The 16,135-nt window shown below is 75.2% G+C and carries 17 protein-coding genes; 9 read left to right on the top strand and 8 right to left on the bottom strand.

What is annotated here, in order from left to right; genetic code table 11:
- Positions 1-112 precede the first annotated feature (112 nt).
- From PKE99_RS03380 to PKE99_RS03360, 5 genes are all read left to right on the top strand, one after another.
- Positions 113-1,117, top strand: a complete 1,005-nt coding sequence (locus PKE99_RS03380) for an Acg family FMN-binding oxidoreductase (RefSeq protein ID WP_037040289.1) — start codon at positions 113-115, stop codon at positions 1,115-1,117.
- Complete coding sequence (locus PKE99_RS03375; protein ID WP_037039785.1) at positions 1,114-1,974, top strand: universal stress protein; 861 nt, start codon at positions 1,114-1,116, stop codon at positions 1,972-1,974. Before PKE99_RS03380 ends, PKE99_RS03375 begins: the two co-directional genes overlap by 4 nt.
- Positions 1,971-3,425, top strand: a complete 1,455-nt coding sequence (locus PKE99_RS03370) for a bifunctional aminoglycoside phosphotransferase/ATP-binding protein (protein ID WP_037039783.1) — start codon at positions 1,971-1,973, stop codon at positions 3,423-3,425. Before PKE99_RS03375 ends, PKE99_RS03370 begins: the two co-directional genes overlap by 4 nt.
- A gap of 139 nt (positions 3,426-3,564) precedes the next feature.
- Complete coding sequence (locus PKE99_RS03365; RefSeq protein WP_037039782.1) at positions 3,565-4,563, top strand: Acg family FMN-binding oxidoreductase; 999 nt, start codon at positions 3,565-3,567, stop codon at positions 4,561-4,563.
- A gap of 88 nt (positions 4,564-4,651) precedes the next feature.
- Positions 4,652-4,828 (top strand): hypothetical protein, encoded by a 177-nt coding sequence (locus PKE99_RS03360; RefSeq protein WP_197040413.1) that lies wholly within the window; start codon positions 4,652-4,654, stop codon positions 4,826-4,828.
- 43 nt (positions 4,829-4,871) lie between these two features.
- On the opposite strand, the gene PKE99_RS03355 is transcribed toward PKE99_RS03360, so the two are convergent.
- From PKE99_RS03355 to PKE99_RS03345, 3 genes are read right to left on the bottom strand one after another with little or no spacing between them, the layout of a single operon-like run.
- Positions 4,872-5,786 (bottom strand): universal stress protein, encoded by a 915-nt coding sequence (locus PKE99_RS03355; RefSeq protein ID WP_051736649.1) that lies wholly within the window; start codon positions 5,784-5,786, stop codon positions 4,872-4,874.
- A complete protein-coding gene (locus PKE99_RS03350) occupies positions 5,783-6,703 on the bottom strand; it encodes a universal stress protein (protein WP_037039780.1) in 921 nt (306 codons plus the stop codon). Before PKE99_RS03350 ends, PKE99_RS03355 begins: the two co-directional genes overlap by 4 nt.
- Before the next feature lie 21 nt (positions 6,704-6,724).
- Positions 6,725-7,615 (bottom strand): universal stress protein, encoded by an 891-nt coding sequence (locus tag PKE99_RS03345; RefSeq protein WP_037039777.1) that lies wholly within the window; start codon positions 7,613-7,615, stop codon positions 6,725-6,727.
- A gap of 292 nt (positions 7,616-7,907) precedes the next feature.
- Here PKE99_RS03345 and PKE99_RS03340 point away from each other — a divergent pair, with 292 nt between their 5' ends.
- Together PKE99_RS03340 and PKE99_RS03335 are read left to right on the top strand one after the other, a co-directional pair.
- Positions 7,908-8,885, top strand: coding sequence for an Acg family FMN-binding oxidoreductase (locus PKE99_RS03340; RefSeq protein ID WP_037039775.1), 978 nt, complete (start codon positions 7,908-7,910; stop codon positions 8,883-8,885).
- Positions 8,882-10,645: a SulP family inorganic anion transporter gene (locus PKE99_RS03335; protein WP_231498016.1), complete on the top strand. Its 1,764-nt coding sequence runs from the start codon at positions 8,882-8,884 to the stop codon at positions 10,643-10,645. Before PKE99_RS03340 ends, PKE99_RS03335 begins: the two co-directional genes overlap by 4 nt.
- Before the next feature lie 20 nt (positions 10,646-10,665).
- On the opposite strand, the gene PKE99_RS03330 is transcribed toward PKE99_RS03335, so the two are convergent.
- On the bottom strand, positions 10,666-11,556 hold the full coding sequence (locus tag PKE99_RS03330; protein ID WP_197040412.1) for a universal stress protein: 891 nt from the start codon (positions 11,554-11,556) through the stop codon (positions 10,666-10,668).
- A 347-nt stretch (positions 11,557-11,903) separates the two neighbouring features.
- On the opposite strand from PKE99_RS03330, the gene PKE99_RS03325 reads away from it, so the two are divergent.
- Positions 11,904-12,371 carry an Hsp20/alpha crystallin family protein gene (locus PKE99_RS03325; protein WP_051736648.1) on the top strand — a complete coding sequence of 156 codons (468 nt, stop codon included), beginning with the start codon at positions 11,904-11,906 and terminating at the stop codon, positions 12,369-12,371.
- A 241-nt stretch (positions 12,372-12,612) separates the two neighbouring features.
- Here the strand turns inward: PKE99_RS03325 and PKE99_RS03320 are convergent, their stop codons facing one another.
- Genes PKE99_RS03320 through PKE99_RS03305 form a run of 4 tightly spaced genes read right to left on the bottom strand, consistent with a single transcriptional unit; the run spans position 12,613 to position 15,128 of the window.
- Positions 12,613-13,317, bottom strand: coding sequence for a CBS domain-containing protein (locus tag PKE99_RS03320; protein WP_037039770.1), 705 nt, complete (start codon positions 13,315-13,317; stop codon positions 12,613-12,615).
- On the bottom strand, positions 13,317-14,297 hold the full coding sequence (locus PKE99_RS03315; RefSeq protein WP_197040411.1) for a CBS domain-containing protein: 981 nt from the start codon (positions 14,295-14,297) through the stop codon (positions 13,317-13,319). Before PKE99_RS03315 ends, PKE99_RS03320 begins: the two co-directional genes overlap by 1 nt.
- The gene (locus PKE99_RS03310) at positions 14,294-14,872 is read right to left on the bottom strand and encodes an Rv1733c family protein (RefSeq protein WP_051736646.1); all 579 of its coding nucleotides are present in this window, start codon (positions 14,870-14,872) and stop codon (positions 14,294-14,296) included. Before PKE99_RS03310 ends, PKE99_RS03315 begins: the two co-directional genes overlap by 4 nt.
- Positions 14,859-15,128, bottom strand: coding sequence for a hypothetical protein (locus tag PKE99_RS03305; protein ID WP_156067043.1), 270 nt, complete (start codon positions 15,126-15,128; stop codon positions 14,859-14,861). Before PKE99_RS03305 ends, PKE99_RS03310 begins: the two co-directional genes overlap by 14 nt.
- Before the next feature lie 318 nt (positions 15,129-15,446).
- On the opposite strand from PKE99_RS03305, the gene PKE99_RS03300 reads away from it, so the two are divergent.
- On the top strand, positions 15,447-16,121 hold the full coding sequence (locus PKE99_RS03300; RefSeq protein ID WP_037039765.1) for a CBS domain-containing protein: 675 nt from the start codon (positions 15,447-15,449) through the stop codon (positions 16,119-16,121).
- Positions 16,122-16,135 lie beyond the last annotated feature (14 nt).

Here is a 16,135-nt window from a genome sequence, read left to right as displayed (position 1 = left end):
GTCCCGCCTGCCGAGGCCGAACACCCCGACCTGCAGGGACCTTCGTCGCTGGCCGCGCCGACCGACCTGCCGGAGGCTCGTCCCGGCACAGGAGGGACGGCGGGCCGTGGTGATGATCGAAACGCGGGGCGGACTAGGCCTGACCGGGCCCGAGCTGCAGGACGTCCTGCACGCGGCGGCCCTTGCGCCCTCGTTGCACAACTCTCAGCCGTGGCGCTTCCGCATCACCGCCGATGGCATCGAGCTGCACGCCGACCCGGAGCGCCGCCTGCGCGTCGCCGATCCGTCCGGGCGGGAGATGCGCCTCGCCTGCGGCGCCGCCCTGTTCAACCTGCGGCTCGCCCTGACCGGGCACGGGGTCCGACCGCTCGTCACGGTGTTGCCGAACCCCCTGGAACCCGAACTGATCGCCGTCGTGCGACGCGGCGGTGGCCGCCCGCCGACCCCGGCGGAGCGCCGACTGCTGGCGGCAGTGCCCCATCGCCGCACGAACCGCCGCCCCTTCGCCACGGCCGCGGTCGCCAACATGGCTCGGCACGCTCTGCGCCGCGCCGCGCTCGACGAGGGCGCCTGGCTCGACCTCGTGACCGACCCCGGCCATCGGGCCGCGCTCAGCCTCCTCGCGCGGCGCGCCCACGAACGTCAGATCGCCGATCCCGCCTTCGTCGCCGAGCTCGACCGGTGGACCGCGCGCGAGCAGGGACACCCGGACGGCGTGCCGCTGTCGGCGGCCGGTCCCGTGCCCTGGCCCAACGCGGCCTGGGTCATGCGCGACTTCAGCGGCGGCACCGGTTCGGACCACGAGTACGAGGCGGATCCGCTGATCGCGGTCCTGAGCGTGCACGGCGACGGGCCACGTGAGGAGATCCGTGCGGGCCAGGCCATGGAACGCGTCCTGCTGACCGCCACCGCCGACGGGCTCGCGTCGTCCTTCCTCTCGCAGCTCGTGGAGGTGCCCGACGTCCGCGAGCAGATGCGCCGACTGATCAGCGGCGCCCGCCCGCCGCAGGTCGTCCTGCGCATCGGGCACGGCTGGCCGGTGCCCGGCACCCCCCGCCGGCAGGTGCCCGAGCTGCTGTTCGACGCCGAGAACCCGATTCGGGAGGACCCGTCATGACCGCCCCCACGACAGCACCGCATCCCGGCGGCCGGCCGACGGCCGAACGGAACGGGGTGACCGTCGCCGTCGACGGCACGGATGCCGGCCTGCGGGCCGCCCGGTGGGCGGCCGACGAGGCCGCCGCCCGAGGCGGCTCCCTCACCCTCGTGCACGCCGCGCCGTACGCCGCCGGCTCCGCCGGCTCACTGCGCGCTCATGCCTCGAGGATTCTTGCCCGGGCGTACACGGTCGCGCACCGCCATGCTCCGGACGTGCCTGCGCACACCGTCCTTCTCGACCAGGACCCGCTTGCCGCCCTGGTGGAGACCTCCCGGCAGACGGCTCGACTGGGCGGACTGCTCGTCCTCGGGCTCGCCGGCACCGGCCATGCCGGGGACGCGCTGGTCGGCTCGCTCGCCCTGGAGCTCGTGTCCCGGGCCCACGGACCGGTGGTCGTCGTTCCCCGCACCGGCGATCCCGGGGGCCCCGTGGTCGCGGCGGTCGGTGATCCCGTGGCGGACCTGGGTGTGCTCACCCAGGCGCACCACGCCGCGGCCCGCCGAGGGGTTCTCCTCGAGGTCGTCCACGCGGCGCACAACGCCTCCGAGGGCGCCGACGCGCGGGACGCGCTCGAACGGGTGCTGCGGACCCTCGCCCTGGCCGAGCCCGGAGTGGTCTCCTCCGTCGAGGTGGTCCGGGAACGGCCGTACGAGGCCGTGGTGGCGCACTCGGGCTCGGCGGGCCTGCTCGTCGTCGGGCCCGGTCGGAAGCACCGGCACCTGCTCGGCTCGATCACACGGACGGCGATCCGGTTGGCGGGCTGCCCGGTGCTCGTCGCCGTTCCCGGGGCCGAGTCGTTCGACGAGGCACGGTGACGTCGTCCCCCTGGCCCGCGTCCGCCGTCCGGGAGACCCACGTCGGCGTGGTCGTCCTGGTCGGCGAGCGCGCCTACAAGGTGAAGAAGCCGGTGCGCACCGCCTTCTGCGACTTCTCCACCCCGGGCCTGCGGCGGGCGGCGATCGTTCGCGAGCTCGAGTTGAACCGTCGCCTCGCACCCGACGTGTACCTGGGCGCTGCGGCGCTGACCGGCCCGGGCTGCGACGAGCCGGTCCTGGTCATGCGACGCATGCCCGACGACCGCCGGCTCTCGACGTCGCTCGCTCGGGGCGACGACCTGTCGGACGATCTCCGGCAGGTCGCCCGGCTGCTCGCCGCCTTCCACGCGGGCGCCCACCGGTCGGCGACCGTCGCCGTGGAAGGCGGCCGCGACGCCCTGCGGGAGCGGTGGCGGCGCAACCTCGACGAGATGGAGCCGTACCGGGATGCGCCGCTGGCGGGCGCGGAGCTCGACGCCGTCCGGCGGCTCGCGTTCCGCTTCCTCGACGGGCGCGGCCCGCTGTTCGCCCGCCGCACGGACCGGGTGGTCGACGGTCACGGGGATCTCATCGCCGACGACGTCTTCTGCCTCGACGACGGGCCCCGCGTCCTCGACTGCCTCGACTTCGACGACCGCCTCCGGTACGTCGACGGGCTCGACGACGCCGCGTTCCTCGCGATGGACCTCGAACGCCTGGGAGCCGACGGCGCGGCGGCACGGTTCCTCGCCGATTACGCCGAGTTCGCCGGCGACCCGGCCCCCGCAGCCCTCGCCCATCATTACGTCGCCTACCGGGCCGGCGTCCGGGCCAAGGTCGCCTGCCTGCGCTGGGCGCAGAACGGCGACGCCCGCGCGGCCGAGGACGCCCGCACCCACCTCGCCCTGGCCACCGCACACCTGCGGCGCGGCGCACCCCGGCTCGCCCTCGTCGGCGGTCTGCCGGGTACCGGCAAGTCCACCCTGGCCGGCGCGCTGGCCGACCGGGCCGGTGCGGTGCTGCTGTCCAGCGACCGGCTGCGCAAGGAACGCGCGGGGCTCGACCCCACGACGTCCGCGGCGGCCGAGTTCGGGACCGGGCTCTACGACCCCGCCCACACCACCGACGTCTACGCCGAGCTGCTGCACCGGGCGGCCGAGCTGCTGGCCCTCGGCGAGTCCGTCGTCCTCGACGCCTCGTGGACCGCCGCCGGCCTGCGGGAACGGGCCGCCGAGGCCGCCCGCGCGGCCGACGCCGAGACGGTCGCGCTGTGCTGTGCTGCGCCCGCAGCCGTGGCGGCCGAGCGGATCCGCTCCCGCCGGAGATCGGTCTCCGACGTGACCGTCGCCGTCGCGGAACGGATGGCGATCGTGGCGGACCCCTGGCCCGACGCGGTGGTCGTCCGCACCGACCGCCCCCTGGCGCGCAGTGTGGCGCAGGCCGCCCGGGTGTGGGAGGAGGCCGCGGGGTGAGCGAGGGTCTTCCGCACCGCAGGACCCGCCGGAGCGGGGACCCAAGTCCCCCACGGCGACGACCAGCGACACCTGGGGCCGGCGCTCCCGCTCTGGCTGGATGGGACCGGACGCACCCGACACCGTCGAAGGACCGATCATGACGACGACCCGAGTCGACCTCGGCACCGTGCGGGCGGCACTCGCACTGGCAGCCCGGGCTCCCTCCGTCCACAACTCCCAGCCCTGGCGGTGGCGGGTCGACGACGGCCGCGTGGACCTCTACGCCGACCTGACCCGGTGGCTCCCGCTCACCGACACCGACGGCCGTGACCTCGTCCTGAGCTGCGGCGCCGCGCTGCACCACCTCCAGGTCGCGCTCCGCGGACTGGAGGTACCGGCCACCGTGGTCCGGATGCCGGACCCCGAGCGGCCCGACCTGCTCGCGACCGTCCACCTCGGTGTGACGGACACCGGCCGGAGGGCCGGCGAGGAGTCCGAGATCAACGCGGTCGCGGCCATCACGAAGCGCCGCACCGACCGCCGCCGCTACACGGACTGGCCGGTCCCGGAGGAGCACCTCGCCGACCTGGTCGCACGCGCCGCCGAACGCGGGGCGCTGCTGCGCGTGGTGCCGGAGGGCCGCGCCCTGAACACCCTGGCGCTGGCCGTGCAGACCGCCGCCACCGAGCACGCGGCGGTCCCCGGCTACGACACCGAGCTGGCGCTGTGGTCGGGCCTGCAGAGCTCGGACGACGGTGTGCCCGTGAGCGCCGTGCCGGTCCCGGGGGACTCCGGAGGCGGCGTACCGCCGCGGCATTTCGCCGCCGGGGCGATGTCCGAGAGCAGCGCGCCCGTCGACGGCGCCACCCTGCTCGTGCTCGGCACGTCGTCCGACGACCGGCTCTCCCAGCTGCGCGCCGGCGAGGCCATGAGCGCGGTGCTGCTGAGGGCCACCACCTTCGGGCTGGCCACCTGCCCGTTGTCCGAGCCCCTCGAACTCGCCGGCACCCGCGCTCTCGTCCGCGACCAGGTCCTCGACGGCACGCTGTGCCCGCAGATCGTCCTGCGCGTCGGTTGGGCGCCGGTCGGCGAGGCCGTTCCGGAGTCGCCCCGGCGGTCGCTGGCCGACCAGGTGGAGGGTCTCGAGCACTCATGATCGAACACACGACCGCGAGCGCCCCCGCACCATCTGAGGCCCTCGACGAGGACCTGGCGAAATCAACTCGAGACCGACCGGAGCGACCATGACCAGAAGCCCCTCGACCTCGATCGTCGTCGACGACAGCGGGGTCCGCATCGGTACCGTCGACGCGGACGGACAGGTGCGCGACTTCGCCCGCGTGCACATCGGCTCGGTCCGCCCCGACGGCGTGGCCGTCGACTTCTCCGGGATCCGTCTCGGCCACGTCGCGGGGGGCTGAGCGCCGGGAGGGGCGGATCAGCCGGGCGACGACACCGCCGGTGTCATCGGGTCTCCTCCCGGCGGTCCGAGCGGGTCGCGGCGGTGTCCGGTCGCACGACGGCGACGGGACTGTGCGCGTGGTGGAGCAGGGCCCTGCTCGTCGAGCCGAGCAGGACGCGGCCGACACCGCCGCGGCCGAACGAGCCGACGACCACGAGGCGCGCGTTCACCGAACGTGCGGTCAGCGCTCCCGACGCCGAGCCGTGCACCAGCTCCCGCGACACGCGGACACCGGGGTACTTCGCGCCCCACCCCGCGAGCCGCTCGACGAGCACCTCGCGCTCCTCCTGCTCGATCATGCCGAGCTCGGACAGCGTGATCCCTCCCGGGTCCTCCAGGTATTCGAGCCAGGAGTGCACTGCAACCAACGGTGCTGACCAGACGTCGGCCTCTGCGTAGGCGAACGCGAGAGCGGCCTCACCCGCCGGGGAGCCGTCCACGCCCACGACGACCGGGCGCACCCGGTCGTGGTCGGCTAACGCAGCGTCGGACTCGACCGGGCCGCGGACCACCACGAGGGGGCACGTCGCCGACCGGGCGAGCGCATCGCCGACCGAGCCGACGAGCAGGCCGGCGAAGCCACCCACTCCGCGGGTGCCGACCACCAGCATCCGCGACGTGGCGGACTCGGCCGTGAGGACCTCGGCCGGGTCGCCCTCGACGACGGCATGCTCCACCGTGATCTCCGGCGCGACGCCTCGGGCCACCCGGGCGGCGAACCAGAGGTGCCGCTCGGCGTGGTGCCGCATGCGCTCCACCGCCTCGAGCGGTGACGCGTGCGGCAGCCGGTAGGCACGGACGAGCCTGAGCGTGCAGTGGTGCCGTGCGGCGGACGCCGCGGCCCATCGGGCGGCCTCCGCGGCGAGGTCGGATCCGTCAATCCCGGCGACCACGACCCCGTTGCCCGGACGGCTCATCGGCCCTTCTCCGTCCGGTCCGGGCGAGCGATCAGCACCGGGCAGTGCGAGTGGTGCAGCAGCGCATGGCTCACCGAGCCGAGCAGCAGGCCGGTGGCGTTCCCGCGCCCTCGCGACCCGACGACCACCAGCTGCGCCTGCAACGTCTCCGCCAGCAGCGCCCGGGCCGGCCGGTCCCGCTCCACCAGCCGGCGGACCTCCACGTCGGGGTGCTTCTCCGACCAGCCGGCCAGTCGCTGGGCGAGCAGGGCGCGTTCCTCGGCCTCCAGGGACTCCCAGTCGATCACCGGGGCGAGGGTCGGCTCGAGCATGTCGTCGAGCCAGGTGTGCACCGCCACCAGCGGCGCCCGACGGAGCGCGGCCTCCTCGAAGGCCAGCGCCACCGCGGCTTCGCTGGTCGGCGACCCGTCGATCCCGACGACGACCGGTCGAGATTCGGGCTCGCCCGCCCGGGGCTCGGTCCGCTCGTCCCGATCACCTCGGACCACCAGCACCGGCGACCCGCCCCGGGACGCCAGGGCCCCTGCGACCGAACCGAGGAGCAGGCCTGTGAAGCCGCCCAGCCCCCGGCTGCCGACCACGGTCAGCTGCGCGTGGTCCGACTCGTCGAGCAGCACGGGAACGGGGAAGCCCTGCGCCAGCTCGGACTCGACGGCCACACCTGGAGCCACCTTCCGGGCCAGCTCGGCGGCGGCGTCCAGGACAGCGCGGGCCTCCTCCGCCATGGTGTGGCGGTAGGCGGTGCCGAGCCCCGGATTGCCGATGTGGCCGGCCGGGATCGGGGCGAAGGCGAGGACGACGCGCAGCGGCACGCGACGCAGGTCCGCCTCGTCGGCGGCCCAGCGCACCGCGTCGCGCGCCGACTCCGACTCGTCCACGCCGACGACGACAGGGCCGCCGGGGTGCCTCTGGTTCATCCTCGCGTCCCCTCTCCGGCCTCAGCGGTGGTCGGCCGCGTCGGGGCGGACCACGGCAACCGGGCAGGCGGCGTGGTGCAACACGGCCTGGCTCACCGAGCCCATCGCCAGACCACTGAACGAGCCGAGCCCCCGGGACCCGACGACGACCAGGCCCGCACCCTCCGAATGGGTCACGAGCTCCCGTGCGGCGCCGTCGAAGGCGACCGCAAGACGCACCTCGACCGCCGGGTACTTGCCGCGCCACGGGGCGACCCGCTCCTCGAGCAGCTGTTCCTCCTCGGCCAGGACCGCCTTGGGGTCCAGGGTCGGGACGAGGAACGGATCGAGCACCGCCCCGCTCCAGGTGTGCACCGCGACCAGCGGGGCGCCCCGCAACGCCGCCTCCTCGAAGGCCAGGAGGAGCGCCGGCTCGTCCGCCGCACCGTGGCCGTCGACCCCCACCACGACCGGGCCGCCCGGGGCGCGCGTTCCGCGCACCACGACCACCGGGCAGGCCGCACCGGCCGCCACGGAGATGGCCACCGACCCGAGGAGCAGACCGGTGAATCCGCCGCGGCCCCGGCTCCCGAGCACGACGAGCGCCGCGCGCTCCGACTCCGAGTGCAGCACCATCCGCGCCTCACCGGCTCGCACCTCCTGCTGCACGTCGACACCGGCAGCGACGTCCTGGGCCGCGGCCACGGCGGCGGTCAGGTGCTCCTCGGCCGCACGCTCCCACACCCGGCGCTGGTATTCCTGGCCGAGCTGCGGGACACCGATCGGGCGGAACATCGTGTGTGCGACGGCGGCCACGAGGCGGAGCCCGCAGCCCCGGCGCGCCGCCTCGGCGGCAGCCCATCGCGTGGCGTCGAGCGCGGAGTCCGAACCGTCCACGCCGACGACCACTGCTCGACCGACGTCACTGCTCATGGTCCCTCCTCAGGACGTCTCTCCGGACGACCCGGAGTTCCGGACCCACGGTCCCCCGCCGGATCGTTGGTCCACATCCGGCTCTCCGGCCCGGCGGGGAGTGCCGAAGGGCCCGGCGCGACGGGACGTGGATCCCGGCGCCCCGGGCAGGCTTTCCGAAGGACGTCGGCGCGGGACCTGCAGTGGGGAGTTCGAGGGCGGAAGGCCTGCCGGCGCCGGGTCCGCGGGCTCTCACGACGGAGCGTGGACGAGCACAGGCTGGACGCACAGCGACGGGGGCGAAGGAGCCGAGATGTCCACCCAGGTCGACACCGCCGTCCTCGAGCGAGCCCTCCGGCTCGCCCTGCGGGCGCCGTCGGTGCACAACACCCAACCCTGGCGCTGGCGCCTGCGGCGGACGGAGGTGGAGCTGCACACCGACCCGGCGCGGCACCTTCCGGGGACCGATCCCGACCGCCGCGACCTCGTCATCAGCTGCGGCGCCGCGCTGCACCACCTGCGCGTGGCGCTGGCAGGGCTGGGGGTCGCCGTCGAGGTCGACGTCCTGCCCGATCCGGAGAACTCCGGGCACCTGGCCACGGTGCGGGTGGTCGACGGGCCGCCGGACCGCTCCGCGGCCGCGCTGTTCGGCCAGATCGCCCGCCGGCACACCGACCGCCGCCGCTACTCCGCCGAGCCCGTGCCCGCGGCCCGGCTGACCGGCCTCGTCGACCGGGCCCGGGGCTTCGGGGTCTTCGCACACCCGGTCACCGATCCCAGGGTCCTGCAGCGGATGAACGAGGTCCTGCGGTTCGCCGCTCGCGAGCAGCGGCACGAGCCCGGCTACCTCGCCGAGCTGCTGATCTGGACGCACCGCTACGCCGACGCGCACGACGGCGTCCCCCGCCCCGCGGTGCCGGTGCGGACGGGACAGTGGGACGTGCCCCATCTGCAGCGTTTCCCCGCCGGGACCTTGGCCCCCGGCCGGGACACCGGACCCGACGGCGGAACACTCATGGTCCTCGGCACACCGGAGGACGACACCGCGGCCCGGCTCGCGGCGGGCGAGGCGACCAGCGCGGTGCTGCTGCACGCCACCCGTGTCGGGCTGGCCACCGCCCCGCTCAGCCAGGCCGTCGAGCAGCCGGTCGCACGCAGGCGGCTGCGCGTGGCGTTGGGCGTTCCCGACCAGCCGCAGATCGTGATCCGGCTGGGGGTTCCCCTGCCGGGCGCCCCGCCGCTCGTGCCCACGCCACGCCGGCCTCTGGCTTCGGTCCTGCTACGCCCGTGACACGGGCGGTCCGGGCCGCCCTGCGTCCGCCTCCGGGGCTCGCACCCGGCATCGATGCCCTGCGTCGACGCCGCTGGCCCGCCCTCCGCGGTGATCTCCTCGGCGGGCTGACCGTGTCCGCGTACCTGGTACCGCAGGTGTTGGCCTACGCCGTGGTGGCGGGCCTCCCTCCCGTGGCCGGGCTCTGGGCCGCGGCCGCCGCGCTCGTCGTGTACCCCCTGCTCGGGTCGTCGCGCCTGTTGTCGATCGGTCCCGAGTCCACCACCGCACTGCTCACCGCAGTTGCGATCGCGCCCCTGGCCGCGGGGGACCCGGGCCGCTACGCCGCCCTGGCCGCCGGCCTGGCACTCGTCGTCGGTGTCGTCTGCGTGCTCGCCCGCCTCGCCCGGCTCGCGTTCCTCGCCGACCTCCTGTCACGGCCGGTCCTCGTCGGCTACCTGGCCGGCATCGCCGCCATCATGATCATCAGTCAGCTGGAGCCCCTCACCGGAGTCTCCCTCGAGGGCGACGGGGCCTTCGAGGAGGTCGTCTCCTTCGCGACCGGACTCGATCAGGTGCACCTGCCGACGCTGGCCGTCGGGCTCACGGTGCTCGCGCTCCTCGGGCTGGGAGCGCTCGTGGCACCCCGAGCCCCGGTGCCCCTGATAACCGTGCTGCTCGCCGCCGGCGCGGTCGCGGTGTTCCGGCTCGACGAGCGGGGGGTGGCCACGATCGGTGCGGTACCGGCGGGTCTTCCCGTACCCGAACTGCCGGCGATCACCCCCACCGAGTACGGGTCGCTCCTGCTGCCCGCGCTCGGGGTCGCCGTGGTCGGCTACACCGACGTCGTCCTGACCGGGCGTGCGTTCGCCGATCGCGGCGGGGACCGCACGGCCACCCCGCTCGACGCCGACCGGGAGCTGCTCGCACTCGGTGGGGCGAACCTGGCGTCGGGCCTGGTGGGCGCCTTCCCGGTGAGCAGCAGCGGCAGCCGGACCGCCCTGGGCGCCGCCACCGGCGCACGCAGCCAGCTGCACTCGGTGGTGGCCCTGCTCGCCGTGGGCGCCGTGCTGCTGGCGGGCGGCCGGGTGCTCGAGGTCCTGCCTCGCGCCGCGCTCGGGGCGCTCGTCGTCTACGCCGCCCTGCGCCTGGTCGACGTCCACGAGTTCCGCCGGATCGCCCACTTCCGGCGCAGCGAGCTGCTGCTCGCCCTGGCCACCGTGGCCGCGGTCCTCGCCCTGGGTGTGCTGTACGGGGTGCTCGTGGCCATCGGGCTGTCCCTACTCGACCTGGTCCGCCGGATCGCCCGGCCGCACTCGGCCGTCCTCGGCTTCGCCCCCGGCATCCCCGGAATGCACGACGTCGGCGACCTACCCGGCACCGAGCAGGTCCCCGGACTGGTCGTGCACCGCTATGACGCGCCACTCTTCTTCGCCAATGCCGACGACTTCCGCAGCAGCGTGCTCGCCGCGACCGAGGACACGGCCTCCGCCCGCTGGGTGCTGCTGGACCTCGAGGCGGTCACGGAGCTCGACGTGACCGCGGCCGACATGCTCTGCGGGCTCGCGCGCGAACTCACCGGCCGTGGTGTCGTCGTCGCGGTCGCCCGGGCGAAACGCGAGCTGGTCGAGGACCTCGCGGCCGGCGGGGTGCTGGAGACGATTCCCCGGGAGCGGCTCTACCCGACCCTGCCGACGGCGGTGGCCGCCTACCGGGCCGCGACGAGCGGTGCGGCCCGGCCCCCGGGGTCCGTACCGGACGGTGGTCCACCGGCGGCGTGACCGAGTCGCGCGGCAGGGGCTCAGGAGGTTCCCGCGGGCACCGCGACCGGCGCGAGCACGACCGGGCAGGGAGCGAAACCGACCAGCCCGCGGCTGGTCGACCCGAGCAGCACGCCGTCGTCGGCCCGGGGGGCCCGGGATGCGGAGCGGGGAGCCGCGACGATCATCCGAGCCGACTCGGCGAGGTCCATCAGCGTGCGCAGCGCCGTGCCCTCCACCGAGCGCACATCGACGTCGAGGCCCGGGACGCGCGCGAGGACCCGCCGCCGAGCGCCGGCTGCCACGGCCTCGCCCTGCGCGGCCAGCTCCGACCAGTCCTCCGGGCGGCGATGCGCACCGCCGCCGGCTCCGGCGACGACGTCGGACCACACGTGCACCACCAGCAGGGGTGCGGCGAGGTCGCGGGCGAGATCGGCGGCGAGGTCCAGGGCGTCGTCCCCGCTCGCGGTCCCGTCGACCCCGACCACGACCGGCCCGGCCGTCGGCGGGGTCCGGTCGGACGCGGGACCACGCACGACGGCGAGCGGGCACGGCGAGGCGCCCGCCAGCCGCAGGGCGGCACTGCCGGCCAGCATCCCCGACGAACTCCCCGTGCCGTAGCTGCCCACCACGAGCAGAGCGGCGCCGCCGGCCCGCGTCAGCAGAGCGTCCGCGACGGCCTCCGGCCCACCCGGTCCCGGGACCACATCGGCGTCCGCGCTCAGGGTCGCCGCCAGGGCGGTCAACCAGCCGGGCACGGAGGCGTCCGGCCCGACGAGCACCAGGCGGAGCGGCGCACCGCGGGCGTCCGCGACCTCGGCTGCCCAGGTGGCGGCGTCCTGCGCCGAGGGCGTCGCGTCGACGCCCACCACGACCGGGCGCTCGCCCGCGCCCTTCTCGGAGTCCGCCACGATCTTCCCCCTCGTCCCCACGCCGTGTCCCTCAGGTTCGCACCGCCTATCCGGTCGGGGACAGGGCACGGCGGCACACTGCGGCACCGGATGCGCGCCTGCGGACCAGGGGCGTCCGGCCCTACCGGCCCCCGACCAGCCGGTGGACGCCCGCCCGCTCCGGCCCGGCGGACCCGGCCGGGACCTCCCGCAGCCGGGACCTCCGCCCGCGCTCGACGGGACCCCTGGCCCGGCCTTCCCGGTCGGGGCCGTCCGGCGTCCCGGCCCGGGACGGACGGCCCTGCGCACGTGCGCAACGCCGGCGGAGTGTGGACGGTGTCCCGCCAGAGAGGACGGACTCCACGGGACCGACGAGGAGAGGATCTCCCATGAGCATGATGTCGCGCCGCGACAAGGGCACCGACGTCGCACCGTTCAGCCGCATGGACCGCCTGTTCGACGAGTGGTTCCGATCGCTGCCGGTGCGCCGCCCGTTCGGGCTGGACTGGACCGGCGAGGAGCTGATCCGCGTCGACGAGTACCGCGACGGCGACACGCAGGTGATCAAGGCCGACCTCCCCGGCATCGACCCGACGAAGGACGTCGAGATCACCGCCGCCGAGGGCATGCTGCGAATCAAGGCCGAGCGCCGCATCGAGCAGGACCGCGAGGACAAGGGCTACACCCGTCACGAGATCCGCTACGGCTCCATGACACGTACCCTCCCGCTGCCGGAGGGCGTGAGCGAGGGCGACATCACCGCGAGCTACAAGGACGGGATCCTCGAGGTCCGCGTCCCGATGCCACCCAAGCCCGAGGCGAAGAAGCCGACGACCATCCCGGTCAGCAGCTCCTGATCGCAGCGGACACAGGGTGCCGCGCCCATCGAGTGCGGCACCCTGTGGTCTGCGGTGTTCCGCTTCGGGCAGGAACCGCCATGCGCGTCCGTGTGGGCGTCGACGGCGCGGCAGGTTCGGCCGGCAGCTGCTGCGCACGATCGTCGACCGGCGCGTCGCCGACCTGCTCGGGCTCGTGGCGCGCCTTCTCCCGGGCGCCGACACCGGGTCCGGCCACGGTCCCCACGCAGCCGCCGGAATGCTAGAGGGTCTTCGGATCGACGGTGCGCTCGTCCACGTCGTGCCCGAGACGGTCGACCACGTCGACCACGCCCTCGAGCCGGTGGGTCAGGGCGACGGCCACGACGGCGTCGGCGTGCGTCGGCACCCGCCCCTCGAGCGTCACCACGCCGCCGGAGACCGTCACGTCCACCCGGCCGGGGTCGATCAGCAGGATGCGGCCGAGGACCTCGTCGCGGACCTCGCGGGCCAGGTCGTCGTCCGGGCGTTCGAACACCCGCAGCAGGTCGGCGCGTCCCAGCACGCCGCAGAGCCGCACGGGCCGGCCCCCGAGGTCCCCCGGGGGTCCGTCGACCACGGGGAGCCAGCCCAACCGGTGCTCCGCCATGAGGCGCGCCGCCTCCCTCACACCGGTCTCCGGTGCGACGGTGACGACATCCGACGTCATCAGGTCGCGGGCGTGGGCGTGCGTCGCGATCTCCTCCCGGTGCCGCCACCGGCGCCGTCGATGGACCACGGGTCGCTCCACGTCGTCGTGCTCGGCCAGGCGGAGCACGTCCGCCTCGGAGACGACACCGAGCAGGTACTCCCCCTCGACCACGGGCAGGGCGCGGACTCCGCGGCGACGGAGCGCGGCGACGATCTCGGCGACCGGGGCGTCGGGGCCGACCGCCTCGACGTCTCTCGTCATGACCTCCGCGACCAAGGTCCTCCGCAGCACGGTCATCACCTCACCTCGGCAGGCTCCTCGTCGGACACGGGCACGGCGGTCCCGCCGGACCGGCCGGCTGACGGCACCACGGTGACGGTGCTGGGCGCGTGCAGCACGCAGTGCAGCCCCACCGACCCGAGCAACAGGCTCGCCCCGGCTCCGCGGCCGCGCGAGCCCACCACGAGCAGGTCCGCGCCCACCGACGCGGCGCTCAACACGTGCCCCGGTTCCCCCGGCACGGCCCGCACCACGATCCCGGGGACCCGGCCGTCCTGCTCGGCCCGCAGCTCGTCGGCGGCCGCAGCCGCCCTGATGCGCAACTCGCGTTCGATCTCCGTCGCCATCCCGCGGGGTGTGGGGACCTGCGGCACGCCGTACACGACCGGCCAGGGCGCCGGCACCGTGAAGGCGGACACCACCTCGACCCCTGCTCCCCGCCGGGCCGCCTCACGCAGTGCGAAGCGGAGTGCGGCAGCCGCACCGGGCGACCCGTCGTCACCCACGACGATCCGCCCGCGTGGTGACCCGACATGCCGGGCCGGACGCTCCGGCAGGTCACGCCGGCGGCGGACCTCCTCGGCGCTGTGCTCCTCACGTGCGATGACCCGCAGGGCGTCCCGGCGAGTGACGATGCCGACCAGATCACCGTCGTCGACAATGGGCACGGACCGCACGTGCGCGCTCAGCATGAGCGACACGACGTCGGCGAGGTCGTCCTCCGGGCGCATCATCGCCGGCGTCCCGGACATGACCTCGTCGACGACCTCAGGAGTGCGTCGCTCGGGCCATCCCTCCGGCCGGAACCGATCGCGGACCAGGTCGGCCTCGGTCACGATGCCGAGCAGCCGCCCGTTCTCGTCGACCACCGGCGCCGCGGTGAAACCGTGCGCGGCCAGCAACGCAGCCGCCGGAGCGACGGGGGTGCCCGTCCGCACGGTGATGACGGGACTGCTCATCACGTCGTCGGCCCGAAGCCCCGCGGCGCCCGTGCTCACCGGGTGCTCCGCCACCGCGGCTCGACCTCGGCCCACTCCCGCTCCCATTCGGCGGCATGCAACCGGCCGACCCCGAGGAACGCCAGGTGTCCGAGCGCGGCCACCACGAACTCGCCGACCAGCAGGACGGTGCCCGCCGTCGCGAACGTGACGAAGAAGGCCTCGGTGGTGGTCAGCGGGGCCCGCACGACACGGCCGTCGGTGGTGACCCAGGCGGCCACCGGGTCTCCGGCCTGCTTGGGTCCGTGCACTTCGACGCGGCCGACGCGCTCGACCCCGTCGGGGCCCGTCCAACGCACGTCGGCCGGGATGCGACCACCGCCCTCGGGCAGGACGGGGACGTCCTCGGCCAGGACCGCGGTGATGCGGGTGCGGTCACGGGCCTCCGCGGTCACCCGCTCGGACAGGCCGTCGTGCACCCGCAGCCCGATCACGACCGCAGCGCCCAGCACCACCAGGACCGCGACACACACAGTCCAGGCGGCCAGGTCGGCGACGCGGTCGGACCGGCGGCGGGGAAGCCGGCGAGCGCGGGGCTCCGGCCGGGACGGGCTGGTGTCTTCATCGGCGCGCATTCCGGGCCGTCCCTCCGCGCGCGACCGCCCGGCCGGCGATCTGCGACATGTCGTCCGTGTTCCGGCCGGTCGAGGTCACCCGAAGGTTCGGCCGCTCGAGCAGCGCCGCGTCGACGTCGGCGTCGAACTCGGCCTCGTCCCCGTACAGGGCCGCGAGGACGTGCTCCTCGTCCCCGGCGCCGGCGGTTCCGCCGATTCCGTCGTCGCCCGCCTCCGGCCCGGCCAGGTCGGCCCGGCCGTCCAGCACTGCGTTCATACCGAAAGGTTCCGGCGACGCCGACGCATCGGGCAGGGCACAAGGTCCGCCGGCCACGCGCCGGACGCCACCGATCGTTCGGGACGGCCGCACCGCCATCGCGCCGACGGTCCGGCCGAAGGTCCCGGTGCTCCGCCGGTCCGACATGGCGGGGTCCGCACGCCCAGCCTGCCGGCCCGCCGAAGGATGCGCCCGGTCCGGTTGCAGACCTGGACCGGCCCCCGCAGCCGCTCGACCCTCCCACCGGCGACGAGGGGCCCTGCCCGCTCAGGACCCGCGCACCTGCCCCCGCGCCAGTGCCGGGGCGATCCTCGGGTCATGAAGAACCTGACCGTCGGCGACGTCATGACGAGGGACGTGGTCCTCGCCCGGCCCGCGATGCCGCTCAAGGAGGCCGCGCGCGTCCTGCACGACCGGCGCGTCAGCGGGATGCCCGTGCTCGATGAGGACGACCGCCTCGTCGGAGTGGTCTCAGAGCGTGACCTGCTCCTGACACAGGTCGCGCAGCTCCCCCGGGACGCGCACTGGTGGGAGTTCCCGGCCCGCCGCGACGATCTCCGGCACCGCACCGGCGACACCGTCGGCCACGTGATGACCACCAAGGTGGTGACCACCGTCGCCGACGTCCCCCTCGCCCGTGCCGCGCGGCTGATGACCCGGCACGGCGTCAAGCGGCTGCCTGTGCTCGACACCGACGGCCGGCATCTGGTGGGCGTCGTCAGCCGCACCGACCTGCTGCGCGCGTTCCTGCGCTCGGACGACGACATCCGCGCCGACATCCTCGGCGAGGTCCTGGTCCACCTGCTCTGGCAGGACCCGACGGCGGTGGAGGTCGAGGTGGTCGACGGCGTGGTCACCCTGTCGGGCGAGCTCGGCGAGCGCAGCACCGCCGAGGCGGCCGAGCGCCTCGTCCGCCGTCTCGACGGCGTCGTGGACGTGGCATCCCACCTGACCTGGCGCATCGACGACGGCGGTCTCGCCCGGCGCCGCTGACGGCCGGTGCCGAA

Source organism: Pseudonocardia halophobica, from assembly GCF_027922425.1.
Lineage (GTDB): Bacteria > Actinomycetota > Actinomycetes > Mycobacteriales > Pseudonocardiaceae > Pseudonocardia > Pseudonocardia halophobica.
Note: the sequence above shows the minus strand (reverse complement) of the source record. Positions and strands in the feature narration are given on the sequence as shown.

What these genes read in the sequence shown, in the direction of transcription:
- PKE99_RS03380 (WP_037040289.1), top strand. Translation starts at nt 113, where the DNA reads ATGATCGAAACGCGGGGCGGACTAGGCCTGACCGGGCCCGAGCTGCAG.
- PKE99_RS03375 (WP_037039785.1), top strand. Translation starts at nt 1,114, where the DNA reads ATGACCGCCCCCACGACAGCACCGCATCCCGGCGGCCGGCCGACGGCC.
- PKE99_RS03365 (WP_037039782.1), top strand. Translation starts at nt 3,565, where the DNA reads ATGACGACGACCCGAGTCGACCTCGGCACCGTGCGGGCGGCACTCGCA.
- PKE99_RS03360 (WP_197040413.1), top strand. Translation starts at nt 4,652, where the DNA reads ATGACCAGAAGCCCCTCGACCTCGATCGTCGTCGACGACAGCGGGGTC.
- PKE99_RS03355 (WP_051736649.1), bottom strand. Translation starts at nt 5,786, where the DNA reads ATGAGCCGTCCGGGCAACGGGGTCGTGGTCGCCGGGATTGACGGATCC.
- PKE99_RS03350 (WP_037039780.1), bottom strand. Translation starts at nt 6,703, where the DNA reads ATGAACCAGAGGCACCCCGGCGGCCCTGTCGTCGTCGGCGTGGACGAG.
- PKE99_RS03345 (WP_037039777.1), bottom strand. Translation starts at nt 7,615, where the DNA reads ATGAGCAGTGACGTCGGTCGAGCAGTGGTCGTCGGCGTGGACGGTTCG.
- PKE99_RS03340 (WP_037039775.1), top strand. Translation starts at nt 7,908, where the DNA reads ATGTCCACCCAGGTCGACACCGCCGTCCTCGAGCGAGCCCTCCGGCTC.
- PKE99_RS03325 (WP_051736648.1), top strand. Translation starts at nt 11,904, where the DNA reads ATGAGCATGATGTCGCGCCGCGACAAGGGCACCGACGTCGCACCGTTC.
- PKE99_RS03320 (WP_037039770.1), bottom strand. Translation starts at nt 13,317, where the DNA reads ATGACCGTGCTGCGGAGGACCTTGGTCGCGGAGGTCATGACGAGAGAC.
- PKE99_RS03310 (WP_051736646.1), bottom strand. Translation starts at nt 14,872, where the DNA reads ATGCGCGCCGATGAAGACACCAGCCCGTCCCGGCCGGAGCCCCGCGCT.
- PKE99_RS03305 (WP_156067043.1), bottom strand. Translation starts at nt 15,128, where the DNA reads ATGAACGCAGTGCTGGACGGCCGGGCCGACCTGGCCGGGCCGGAGGCG.
- PKE99_RS03300 (WP_037039765.1), top strand. Translation starts at nt 15,447, where the DNA reads ATGAAGAACCTGACCGTCGGCGACGTCATGACGAGGGACGTGGTCCTC.